This is a genomic window from Bradyrhizobium sp. Leo114, from assembly GCF_055229415.2.
The window spans coordinates 120,719-133,142 of record NZ_JBUYEN020000018.1 but is presented as its reverse complement, the minus strand read 5'-3'; the positions used below and the strand labels follow the sequence as shown (position 1 = coordinate 133,142).

Sequence of the window (12,424 nt, the reverse complement as noted above, 5' to 3'; positions counted from 1 at the left end):
GTATTAAGTCCCTGTCTGGCTCAAGCTGCCCGCAAGTTTGTGGCTGCAAGCGATGTTGGGCGATTGGGACGCGTTTCCGGCAGCTCGACCGATCGCCGCAAGGTATGCGATGGCGCCTCGCCAAACAGTGCGTGGTAGGCAACCGAAAAGCGGCCGAGTTCCCAAAAACCGTGGTCGGTGACAATCTGGGTGACGGTCCGCTTTGAATGGTCCGAGCTCAGGAGCGCGCGGTGTACGAGGTGCATTCGGCGCAGGGCGAGATAACGGATCGGCCCCATTCCTAAATGCTCTTCGCAGGAGGCGCGGAGCGTGCGCTCCGCGACGCCAATCGCTGCGCAGATTTCCGCAAGATAAAGCGGCCGGTCGGGATTGGCCTCCAGGAATTCCTCAAATCGTGCGACGATGGCGTCGTGACGACGGCTACCGGTCCTCGACTCTACAGCGGCGCCTTGGGCAACGCACCTCACCATGACATAAGTGAGCTCATTCTCGAGTGCCCGTCCCACTTCCGGGATTTCGAGAACATCCGGCATGTCATGAGCGAGCAGCCCAATGCTCTTGTGCAGTTTCAGCAGTCGGAGCATCGCCGCAGAATGCGGGCGGACAATTCGATTCTGCGGCATTTCGACAAACTCGCGACCGAGTACTGCCTCGGCAGCAGCATCAAAGTCATCAGCCGCGAGAGAGATCGTGCCATAGTGGAGGTTTGCGCCAGATCGTTGATGTACGACGTCGGACCTGTTTACGACGAGATCGCTGGCCAAGACCTCCAGGCCGCAGTGCAGGAAGGCCGATTCATTGGGTTCGGTAAGAAAGCCAATTGATCTGCGGCCTGGACTGATCGCGAGGGTGTTAACCTGCGGAAGCGACACTTGATATCGTTGCACCAAAAGCCTGTTTATGCCGATCTGCGCAATTTCGGCATGAAAGCTTCCTTTCGCCGTCGGAAAAAGTTCTATGTCCGCGGACCAAATAACTGCCTTGCACTGTGACGGATCAGATAAATTAAAAACTCTACTCCACGCCATTTCTGTTCTCTCCCGAAAACAGAGCTACTAATCACTCGGGACAACTAAGCTTACAGCAAGGAGAACACTGGGAATCGGGAAGAGCGATTTCGGTCGCAAAAGAAGAGCGGGCAACGCCATCAAGTCGATTCGAGATCCGAGGCGGGCCGAGATCTCGGTTGTATTGTAGGACCAGTATTACCTGTGGGCAACTGCTCGAATACTTGGCACAAAATGCATATTGCTCCGCACGTCGATGATAGCCGTGTCGATGACAGCGCGGCATCGCAGCTGGTTCAGACGACGGCGGTCGCAATAGCCTGTACGGCAAGTGCTTGTGCATTGGCGGCAGCACTCGTCGAGGATCTGCCGGACCTGCGTGAGTATCTCGCGCTCCGGGATATTTCGGCAGTCCAAGCGCAAGTGGATGCAGGTGAGACCGATCCTCGGCGAGGGTGTGTTTACCTTCGGAGCCCGTTTCTACGGATGCACGAGTAATAGGCGTCTGCGCCGACAGCGTTCCCTTCGGCAGTGGCAGCGGGATTAGCAGAAGCCATGCCCACTTGGGATCTTGCCGCCTCATTGGCCTGCCTGAAGCATTCAGCGCGTATGGCCCTAGTCCTATCCATCTGTTGTCCTGTTTGTGCCGATGATGAGATTGCAAGGAATGGAAGTATGGCGACTGCCAACAGTGTTCGCATGTTCAGCATATTTTCCTCCTTGAAGACGTTGGATAGCAGCGTAGCGCGGGTCTCGATCCGATCGGGGCGGGCGTTACGACAATCCGAAAGGTGCTCGGCCCGCCCACGGTGCCAAGGCCGCCCGCAATAAAGGGAAGAACGGTAACAACTACATATTGACGTAGATCAATGGGGCGGACCGGGCGATGTGCCCTGCAACGCTAGCTGGAGCACCTGCTCGGCGCATTCCTGGCGGTGCAGCCGGATGGCAAGCTCATGGACTGCCATGGTCGCCATGTGCGGCAGGATGGCGAGATCGATGCCATGCGGCATCTTGCAGCGTGAGCACCTGATCTTGAGCCAGCGACAACCTCTCATTGATCGCCTGGTCGATCGCCTGCGCCTTCGTCGGCTCCTTCGCCGCAAGGTCTTGGCGGGTTGCGAGGCACATGGGTCCAGCAATCGATCGGCGACACCAAGGAAGAATGATTCTCCCCGATGATTCTCTCGTGGGGTACATCTCATGCCGTCGTAAACCTCTCCGCGCACGCGCTATCGAGTTCCCTTCTGATGAGTGCCTAAATTTCAGTCCGACGCTGAGGCAAAATAAGCTAAGTATTTCAGTGTGTTATTCGATCACGCGCACTCACGGTGCCGTGATATTTGTGCAACATGCGTCCGAAAAGAAGCGAAGGCGCCTGCGGAGTCCTCTCTCTCTTGTTGCGCCTTAGGAGACCTTCGTTTCTTATGGAACAGCGACGGAGGGGGGCATCCCGAAGTCGTCCCGTTCTTGGTGGTTCGCTTAAGTCCCTCGCGTTTTCGCGGGAGTCCGAAAGCGCGAAGCGGCTTGACGGGTTTTGGGGGGACTAGGGAATCAGCTTCAGGGTGTTTACCCGGCGGATCCGCAGCTCTTCCTTATAGAGCAACTTGGAGGTTTAACATGAAGATGGTTAAGAGCCTTATCCTCGGCTCAGCGGCGGGTCTGCTCGCCATGGGCGGGGCACAGGCGGCCGATCTTCCCGTCAAGGCCAAAGCGGTCGAGTACGTGAGGATCTGTTCGCTTTACGGCGCCGGTTTCTGGTACATCCCTGGCACCGACACCTGCATGAAGATCGGTGGCTACCTGCGTGTCGACACCACGTTCAACGGCGGCATCTACAACGCGCCAGCCTGGAGCGGTGATGCGGGTCAAACCAACCGCTATCAAGACTACTTCTCCGCCCGCTCCCGCATGGCGCTGACGGTCGATACCCGCACAGCAACGGAATATGGCGTCGTCCGCACCTTCGGTCAGGCCGACTTCCAGTTCTCGACGCTCGGCAACAACACCTACAACCCGAACTCGATCAACCAGAGCCTGCCGGTCGCAAGCGCCAACCTGCTTGATACCCCCGGCGGCGGCTATGTCGCGGTCGAATTCGTGTTCATTCAGTTCGCGGGCTTCACCTTCGGTAAGTCGGCTTCGGCCTTCGCGACGCCATGGCATGGTTATCCGGGCAACAACTCGTCCTTCCTGCTCGGCGGTCATGACACCGTCACCGGCGTGAACAACATCCAGTACACTGCGCAGTTCGGCAACGGCATCTCGGGCACCATCGGCCTTGATGATCCGACCGTCTTCGACCGCACCGTCGTGGCCAACCTGACCGTGCCGCTCACGTCACAGGGCGCTGTCGCCAACGCCTATGCCGGTGTGCATGCGCCGGACGTCGTCGGTAACATCCGCATCGATCAGGCTTGGGGTCTGTTCCAGATTTCGGCTTCGGCACATGAAGTCAACGGCTCCTACAACGTCCTGAATACGGTCGGTGCTCCCGCTGGTGCAACCGGTCTGCCGGGTGCGGCGCCGACCAACCTGTCTGAACTCTCCGGTCACCCCGACACCAAGTGGGGTGGTGCGGTGATGGCTGCGTTGCAGATCAAGAACATCCCGACCGGCCCCGGCGACGACTTCAAGATCGATGCCACCTTTGCCAAAGGTAACACCAAGCAGGTGATCTCGACGTCGGCGACATCGCCTAACCCCTTCACGATCTTCGGTGGCGCCAATAATTTCGGCTCCTTCGGAAGCATCGGCTTCGGGGCGGTGACTGACGGAGTGTGGGCACCGGCCGGCCTTGCGGGCCCGTTGTTTGGTGCTGATGGGAAAATCCATCTGACGACAGCATGGGGCGTCCGTGGTGCGTATAACCACAACTGGGATCCTTACTGGTCGAGCAGCTTGTTCGGCAGCTACTCGGCGGTCAGCTACGATAACACGGCAAAATTCTTCGTCTGCTCCACCTTCACTGCTGCCCGCCTCTCGGCGGTCAGTGCCGACTTCAGCTGTAACCCCGACTTCAATGTCTCGCAGCTCGGTACGATCACCCGCTGGACCCCGGTCAAGAACCTGACGTTCTCGGCCGAATTCATGTGGTTCCATCTCGACCAGAAGTTCACTGGCTCCGCTATCCTTACCCCATCGGCGCCGATGCCGACCGCTCGGTACGACTTCAGGGACCAGGATACGTACAGCTTGAACGTCCGCGTTCAGCGCAACTTCTGATCCACTCGTCAAAGGAATCTTAATCAAGGCCCCCGGCAAGCGATTGCCGGGGGTTTCTGTTTGCGCGACAAGTTTTGCTATGCGGTGCAGTGAGGACGCGGCCTCGGATAGACTGCGCTACGAAGATAGCGGGGCCTTTTCGTCCGCGGCCTTTTCAAGCTGATGGTTCAAACTGGCGAGCCTGTCGATCACCCTGTCGAGTTCAGGGCGTCCAAACTCAGCCAGAATGAACTCATGCAGCGCATCTTGTTCAGACGACAGCATCGCCAGATGCGCGTAGGCAGCTTCTGTCAAAGAGAGAGTTGCTAGCTGAGTGTTCGAGGAGGGGGACTCACGTTGAAGCAGACCCGCTCTCTCCAACAGTTTCAATTGCCTCACGACAAAAGATGTATTCACCTGCAGCGTCTTCGCTATGGCCTCGACGGATACACCCTCGCGTCCGTCTAACTCGGCCAAGGCAACAATAATGATCCACTGAGCATCGGTTATGCCGAGATGCCGCGCCCAGTAGTGGCGAATGGCCTCCAGACGACTGACCATTGCGGTGACTTCCGAAATGAACCTGCGGCTCGCTTCGTAGTTTCTCATGGAAACCTGCCGACGTGAAATCTCCGCGTGTAGAGATACTGATCTCGCGCTCAGGTTTTGTAAAGGAGATTCGGCTTGGCTGCTGCGGCCTTTGTCCTGATCTCTTGGCTGTCACCGCGCGCCGGACATTGTCCCTAGGATCGCAGTCGCCGCCAGCCTATGACGATGCCACTCGTCGATATGATCATTCCAATGAGCGACAGCAGCAACACAGCGATGTCCCATGCTGGGCGATGGCGCAGCAGCGGCGGAAAATCGAGACTGTGCAGCGCATTGAACAGCCAGCGATACGCCCGGCGGCTGTTGTCGACGCGGCCGAGAATATCGCCATTGCGCGGATCAATGTAGAACCAGCTCTCAGCCGCGTCGTCGAAGCCCACGCGCAACACCGGCAGAAGCCGCTCATTGTGATGCGAATACCAATAATCATCGAACTGCTGGAGGCGGAGGCGCGCGGTCATCGCGGCGTTTGGCAACAAGCTATTCGCCGCTGAGAAAATCTCGTCGTCGGAAAGCACCTTCGTGGCGCCGCTTGCCGGATCGGCAACAGTCTGATCGCCGTCGCGGTCGGTGAGCACCATCAGCGGATGGCCGCCGAGCCAGACAAAGCGAGCTTCGACCGCTCCGAGCGGAGGCATCGATTGGAAGGCTGCGACAATCCGCGGCGCATCATGCCCAGCATATCGGACCGCCATCTCCCGGCTCGGGCCTCGGCCTGCAAAATACTCGCTCGGATTAAGCGACAGCCAACCGCTGAATGTCCATGTCAGGACGAAGATGCCGCCGATCAATCCGGCGATGTGATGCCAGGCCATCCATCCCCGATAAGGCGTGATGCTGCCCCGGGCATAACGCTGGCGCAATCGCAGCCGTAGAATGCCGATCCAGAAACCGGTAACCGCCACCACGAGGCAGATGCCTGATATCCAGAGCACCGCTTGCCGCCAAGTTGCGCCATCCTGGCGGAGGACCGTGGGATAGATCCAGTGTGGGATCGAGCCTAGCCAATTCCAGATCCGCTCACGTCGCGTGGTGTCGAGCGCCAGTTCACCGGTCTTCGCCGAGACATAGAGCTCGGTTCCGGCTTCATCTCCGAGCGACACCAGGAGGAGCGGCCGCAAGGGATCATAGCGCGCCGTGACACTCCATTGATCGCGTTCGATTGTGCCAATCAGCCTTGGATGCACGGCATTCGGATGATGGCGGGCGATCGCCAGCGCCTGCTCGGTCGTGATGTCCTCGATCGAATGACCGTCCGTTGCCGATATGGTCTTGCGTGCGCCATTCCAGTCCAGCAGCCGATAGACGGGGATATCGTTCAGCATGACGAGGCGAAGATCGCGCGGATAGTTCGCAACACCGGCGATGGCCATGGCCCGATCGGGCGCCACGAGCACGCGGTCCCAGGCGATCGGTGGCAGCGCCGCCCAGCGCTCGCGATCGGTCAACTGCGGGAACGCCACGTACATCATGACGATGCCCGAGACGAACCACATCGCAAACAGCAGGCAGGTCGCGATGCCGATCCAGCGATGGGTGATGTAAAGCCACCGCCGTCCTTTCCGGATCAACGCGCGGCGCATGATCAGAACTTCACGTTGACGGACACTTCTGCCGTGCGCGGCATGCCGAGCAGCCATTGCCCGGAAGGGGCGGACGTGGCGTAGACAGTGTCGAAGAGATTGTAGAGGCGAAGCGCCACCGTGGTTTGCCCGTCAGGCTTCCAGCGCAGTCCGCCGTTGACCACGGTGTAGGCGGGGCGAAGCTGGGTATTGGCGTTATCGGAGAATGTTTGCCCTACGATCTGCACGCCGCCGTAGACGGACCAGTTCGGCGCGAAGTCCCAGGTCAGCCACACGTTCGATACCTGCTGCGGCACATTCGTCGGAACGTTGCCGGCGTAGCTGACGAGTTTGCCGCCCACCACCTGGCTGAAGTTGTCGTACCGGGCCCGCAGCACCGCGAGATTGGCATCGACGCGCCAACCATCATTCAGTGCCAGGCCGATCGATGCTTCGATCCCGCGCGACGATTGCTGGCCGACTTGCAGCGCCAGGCCGGCGGGATTGTTGGGATCCGGGACCAGCAGGTTGTTCTTGACGATTTCGTAACCTGCCAGCGTCCATTCACCACGGCCGCCCCAGAATGATTGCTTGACCCCAACCTCGGTTTGCTTGCCCGTGGCAAGCTGGAAGGTTTTCTGCGTGGCCGACAGCGAGATGAGATTGGTGACGGGATCGACGGCTGTCGCATACTGTCCGTAAAAGGCGAGGTTCGAGACGGGCGTGTAGACCACGCCGGTTCGCCAGCTCGTGCCCGACAGCGAGATATCGAAATTATTCGTTGGTGTCCTGTAATCGGTGCGGTCGACATCCGGCCGGTCGAACCTGATACCGCTTACAACGGACAACTGATCGGTCAGCGACAGCCGGTCCTCGGCAAACAACGCATATTGATTGACGATCGCATTGTAGCCGGGCGTGGTTCGCGTCGTGGAGGTCGCAAAAGACCCCATGTCGCCGGCATAGGGATCAACCGAAGATGCGCCGCCATAGGGCGAATTGTTGGTGTGGGTAAAATCGATCCGGTTGACGTCGAAGCCCGCAACGAACTCGTTGGCGAAGCCCAGCAGATGACCACGAAACGTTGCGTCCATCCGGTTACCGACCTGAGCCTGGTCGTGGAATATCTCGATGTAGCTGGTTCGGTCGATCAACCGTGTTGCAGGATTCCAACTATAGTTCTCGACATCACGCCAATGCCGACGGCTGGTCAGATAGTAGAGTGTGTTCTGGACCTTGACTCCTTCCGTCACGTCCCACTCGGTCTTGAACTGGCTCCAGTTATCCTGATAGCGGATCGCGCTGTCGAGCACGTTGTAGTTCTTGAACCGCAACGTGTCGTCGATCCCGCCGTTGATCAGCGGTGTGCCGAAATAGCGCGAGGGGCTTCGATTGCTGTAGTCGTTCGAGAGTGTGAAAGCGAGGTTTTCGGCGGCCTGGACCCGCACCGCGGCGGAGACCGCAACATTCGACGTCTCGTCGCGATCAACCCAGCCGTTCGAGATGTTGCCGATGGCATTGACGCGATAGGATACGTTCGGATTGATCGGGCCGCCGCTATCCACCGCAATGCGTCGCGTCGTATTGGTGTCGAGCGATATCTCGGCATCGTTGTAGGGCGTCGTGACCGGTTTCTTGGGGATCACATTGATGATCCCACCAATTGCGCCTTCCCCGTACAGAACGGAGGCTGGCCCGCGCATGACCTCGATGCGATCCGCCGACCACGTATCGAATGGAAAGGTCACGGTTCCTGCGCCAACATAGAGGCGAGTGCCATCGTACAGCGTCATCACCGAATTGCTTCCGGTGAAGCCGCGCGTGCTGAACGAGAGGCCGCCATTGCCGGGCGCCGGGCTCGCGGTAAAGCCCACTGCGTTCTGGGTGACCGCGTCCGTGACATTATGCTGGCCGCGTTCTGCGATGGTCTGCGACGTAATCGTTTCGACGCTGGCGGGCGTCTGCAGCGGAGTGAGGTTGAGGCGGCTGCCACTCGCGTTCAGCTTGTTCAGGTTTAGCGTCGGAGATGGCCTGTCGGATGTTGCGGAGGGCGTGGTGCTTCGCGCCGCCGGGCTCCGGCTCGACTGAGATTGCGCAGGTCGCGCTGCGGAAGTTGAACGCTGATGATTGAGACGCTTTGCCGCAGGCTTTTGCGGCTGGATAACGCTCACCGGAGGCAAGACATGGGACGTCTCAGGCTGCTGGGCCTTTGCCGAAGAAGATTCGAGCAGGAGAACCGGCAGGAAGTATCTGAAAGCGAGCCGCGCAGCATCACGCTGCCTTACGATAGGAACGATAGAGAGCACGAGCAGACCTCGGTATGACGTCAGTGGCACGTCACCGCAAACGAGGTCTCGCTCGAACGTGCCTATGGCACGCCGGACGAAAACAATGTCTGTACTCCCCGACCGACATTTTTGCGTGTGACCACGGCTGACGGCAGGTCTCCTGGCTTGCGGGTCCCAACCCTTCGTCGCCTTCCCAGGACCGAGGCTCCCAGTGGCGCATGACGAAAGATTCGCCGCTCACAGTTGCGGGGGCAGCCGCGGCATAGAGGAGAAGTCCCCGCACCGCGTTCCCTTTTGATCCCCGTAAGGGGAACCGTCAGTCGTGATCTAGGAGGTTGTCTGAGCCGAAGTCAATCCTCTCATTGCAGGCTCTGGACGGAGCGGAGAAGCCACGTCGGGCCGGCCGGCCAAGCCGTCCTTGGTATCAAACATCTGCGAGTCCAGAGGGATCTTCCGCAAGCCGCTCTGCCCATCTCAGATCGTCCTTGTCTACAAGCTTCTCGTGCACGGCGAGGAACGCATTCGTCGCATCAGGGCCGCAATCGGCCAAAGCGGCCTCCAGGCGCGCGAATTGCCGGCGGAGCACTGTCTGAACAAGTTTGCGGCCTTTGGCCGTAGGGTAGAGTCGTTTCTGCCTTCGGTCCTCTTCGCCAATCTTCGCGATCAGCAGGCCGTCCTTGACGAGTTGCCGCATGGTCGGATTCAAATTCTGGTGCGACACACGCATCGCACGCAAGAGATCACTGACCGTCGCTCCCGGATTCATCGCGGTCAGAACCAACACACGATTGTGCAGGCGGGTGAGACCGTAGGGCTCCAGTGCGGCTTCGGCGTCTGCGGCAAGAATCACGTTGGCGAAGAAATGCAGCAAAAACGCCTTCAGAGTCTTTTTGCGAAGATCGGCTGGGACTTCTGACTGCGCCTTAGAGGCGTGAGAGGAATTCTGCTGCTTCACCAAACCGACCATCCCTGTGAATCCGCCACCTCCTTAACCGACAATCTAGGTCCCAGCCAGACGTCCCGCAACGCCAAATATCACAATAAACTTGTACTATATAAATTATTGGGGTATCTGTCGCCATCCGGTCGCAGGTTTCAGTGCCGTGACCGGCCTTAGGCTGGAGACAGTCGTTCTGTCGCCACTTGGGGCAGGAACGCACGACAGCTTCGAGCAAAAACAACAGAGCTGTTAGGATGGGAGGAAATTGTGAACTGGAAATTTTGGACGGCTTCGATTGCGGTTCTTGTTGCAGTGCTGGCGGCGCCGCCCGCAAATGCAGGGCCAAACGGCATCACCATAGGGGTGCTCAACGATCAGAGCGGACCCTACGCCGACGGCTCGGGAAAAGGTTCGGTCGTAGCAGCGCAGATGGCGATCGAAGATTTCGGCGGAAGCGTGCTCGGCAAACCGGTGAAATTGATCTCGGCCGATCACCTGCAAAAGGTCGACGTAGCGACATCCATTGCCCGCAAATGGCTCGACGTCGAGCAAGTCGACCTTATCCTCGACGTTCCGAACTCCGGAATCCTGCTCGCTATTCAGGACATCGTCAGAAACAAGTCCGGAATTCTGATCGCCGCCGGGGGCGGCACTTCAAAGTTCACCGCCGAGGCGTGCTCGCCGTACGGATTTATGTGGGTCTACGACAGCTACGCACTCGCCAACGCCATGGGCCGCGCAGTTACCGAAAGCGGGGGGAAGTCCTGGTTCTTCCTTCCGGTGGATTATGCCTGGGGCGAGGCGCTTTCAGCAGACCTGACGGCGGCGATCAAAGCCAGCGGCGGCACCGTGGTGGGATCCGTCAAGACGCCGCTGAACACGGCGGACTTCTCGTCCTTTCTATTGCAGGCGCAAGCTTCGAAGGCCGATGTGGTCGCCCTGTTGAACGCCGGTTCCGACACCATCAACTCTGTCAAACAGGCAAACGAGTTCGGAATCACGCAAAGCCAGAGATTGGCGACCGGACTGTTCTACCTCACCGACGCTCACGCCGTGGGTCTGAAAGAGGCGCAAGGGCTGATCGTTTCCGACGGCTACTATTGGGATCGCACGCCGGAAACCCGCGCCTGGGCGGAACGTTTCCAAAAGCGTCAAGGCCGCATGCCGACCTCGGTCCAAATGGGTGTCTATTCGGCCGCGCTGCATTATCTCAAGAGCGTCGCAGCGGCAGGCAGTGACGATCGCGAGGCGATCGCAAAACAAGATTCGCGAACTTCCGGTCAGGGATCCGATGGTGCCCGATGGGCGCGTTCGTGCCGATGGCATCATGTTGCATGACATTCTGCTGCTCCAGGTCAAGAAGCCGCAAGAATCGAAGGGAGAGTGGGATCTCTTCAAGATACTCTCGGCTACTCCCGGCGACAAGGCATTCCGTCCCCTGGACCAAAGCACCTGCCCCCTGGTCGCGAAACGCGGCTAGTCGAATGCGCAGCGCGCCAGCACGCAGTGGCACGCGAACAACCTTCATCATGAGGAGCGATCGTTTGACCAACAATGTGTATGTTCTCGGGGCTTATGCGACCCCGTTTGGGCGATGGCCGGACAAGTCCTTCAAACAGCTCACGCGAGACGCCTATTTCGGGGCGCTGTCGGACGCGAAGCTTGAGGAATGCCCGCCCATCGAAGCCGCCTGGTTCGGCAATTGTCTCATGCATTACTGGGGACAAGCCTCTGCGCGCGGCAACGTGTGCTTCATTCCGCTCGTCCGCGAGGGCTGGTTTCCGGAACGGGCGCCGATCGTGAACGTGGAAGGCGGCTGTGCCACCGCCAGCCTGGCGTTAGCCGCAGCTTTTAAGGAGATTCGCGCCGGCGATGCCGATCTCACCCTCGCCCTTGGGGTTGAGAAACTCTACGATCCAGATAATCAGGCCGCCATGCTCGCGGAGTTCGAGCGCGGATTGGACAGTTTCGATCCGCAGGAGTGGGAGGAACATTACGCGCAGATCGGTCGCGAAGTGGGAAAGCCATTCCAGCGATCTCCTGACCGCACGGTAGCGATGGACACCTACGCGATGCAGGCCAGGCTGCATATGCAGCTCTACGGAACCACCGCCGAGCAGATCGCAATCGGTGCAGCAAAGAACCACTGCAACGGCGCGCTCAATCCAAATGCGCAATATCGCTTCGAAATGACTCCACAACAGGTCCTTGGCGACAGGATGGTCTCGGACCCGCTGACACGATCGATGTGTGCGCCGATCGGAGACGGTGCCGCTGCGGCTTTGCTTTGCTCGGAAACGTTCCTTCGCGCCCAGCCCGCGGAGGTGCAGCGCCGTGCCGTTCTGATCCGAGGGCTGGCCGTGACTGGCGGCAAGTATCGCCTCCCGGACGAACCAAGCCTTTCGCGAGCGGCGGCCGATCGCGCCTACGCGATGGCGGGCATCAAACCCAGCGACGTCGATGTTGCCGAGGTACATGATGCCACCTCCTTCTGCGAGATCTATCAGAGCGAGATGTTGCGCTTTTGCGACGTCGGCGAGGGAGGACAATTCGTAGCCAGCGGCGCGACGAAGATCGGCGGCGCGCTACCCATTAACACATCCGGCGGGTTGGTCTCCAAAGGTCATCCAATAGGCGCCACCGGCCTGTCCATGTGCTTCGAATTGGTGGCCCAGTTGCGTGGCGAGGCGGGGGCCCGACAAGTCCCGAATGCACGTATTGCCCTCCAGGAGAACGGTGGCGGCGTGATCGGACTCGAAGAGGCGCTCGCCGCCGTCATCGTCTACGAGCGAGCATCCTAGTCATGGCCCGGCA

Annotated in this window: 8 protein-coding genes, 1 pseudogene and 1 riboswitch; of the genes and pseudogenes, 3 read left to right on the top strand and 6 right to left on the bottom strand. The window is 59.4% G+C overall.

The genetic code is table 11. The features are described from left to right. Positions 1–20 precede the first annotated feature (20 nt). Together ACZIRK_RS22835 and ACZIRK_RS22830 are read right to left on the bottom strand one after the other, a co-directional pair. The gene (locus ACZIRK_RS22835) at positions 21–1,028 is read right to left on the bottom strand and encodes an AraC family transcriptional regulator (protein ID WP_130223244.1); all 1,008 of its coding nucleotides are present in this window, start codon (positions 1,026–1,028) and stop codon (positions 21–23) included. An 845-nt stretch (positions 1,029–1,873) separates the two neighbouring features. Continuing rightward, positions 1,874–2,020, bottom strand: coding sequence for a hypothetical protein (locus ACZIRK_RS22830; protein WP_165435048.1), 147 nt, complete (start codon positions 2,018–2,020; stop codon positions 1,874–1,876). Positions 2,021–2,627: 607 nt separating this feature from the next. Between ACZIRK_RS22830 and ACZIRK_RS22825 the strand changes: the two genes are divergently transcribed. Beyond that, entirely contained in the window at positions 2,628–4,232 is a 1,605-nt protein-coding gene (locus ACZIRK_RS22825; protein ID WP_130223242.1) for a porin, read from the top strand. A 117-nt stretch (positions 4,233–4,349) separates the two neighbouring features. On the opposite strand, the gene ACZIRK_RS22820 is transcribed toward ACZIRK_RS22825, so the two are convergent. The 4 genes from ACZIRK_RS22820 to ACZIRK_RS22805 form a co-directional block, all read right to left on the bottom strand. After that, positions 4,350–4,820 carry a MarR family winged helix-turn-helix transcriptional regulator gene (locus tag ACZIRK_RS22820; RefSeq protein ID WP_130223240.1) on the bottom strand — a complete coding sequence of 157 codons (471 nt, stop codon included), beginning with the start codon at positions 4,818–4,820 and terminating at the stop codon, positions 4,350–4,352. 134 nt (positions 4,821–4,954) lie between these two features. After that, complete coding sequence (locus tag ACZIRK_RS22815) at positions 4,955–6,403, bottom strand: PepSY domain-containing protein (RefSeq protein ID WP_130223238.1); 1,449 nt, start codon at positions 6,401–6,403, stop codon at positions 4,955–4,957. 2 nt (positions 6,404–6,405) lie between these two features. Next, positions 6,406–8,679, bottom strand: coding sequence for a TonB-dependent receptor (locus ACZIRK_RS22810; RefSeq protein ID WP_463328148.1), 2,274 nt, complete (start codon positions 8,677–8,679; stop codon positions 6,406–6,408). Between the two features lie 124 nt (positions 8,680–8,803). Continuing rightward, a riboswitch (cobalamin riboswitch) is annotated at positions 8,804–9,003 on the bottom strand. Between the two features lie 91 nt (positions 9,004–9,094). Beyond that, on the bottom strand, positions 9,095–9,637 hold the full coding sequence (locus ACZIRK_RS22805; protein WP_130223236.1) for a MarR family winged helix-turn-helix transcriptional regulator: 543 nt from the start codon (positions 9,635–9,637) through the stop codon (positions 9,095–9,097). Between the two features lie 240 nt (positions 9,638–9,877). Here ACZIRK_RS22805 and ACZIRK_RS22800 point away from each other — a divergent pair. Beyond that, positions 9,878–11,090: pseudogene (locus ACZIRK_RS22800) on the top strand (ABC transporter substrate-binding protein). Positions 11,091–11,094: 4 nt separating this feature from the next. Next, positions 11,095–12,411 carry a thiolase family protein gene (locus tag ACZIRK_RS22795; protein WP_349645049.1) on the top strand — a complete coding sequence of 439 codons (1,317 nt, stop codon included), beginning with the start codon at positions 11,095–11,097 and terminating at the stop codon, positions 12,409–12,411. The last annotated feature ends 13 nt before the right edge of the window (positions 12,412–12,424 follow it).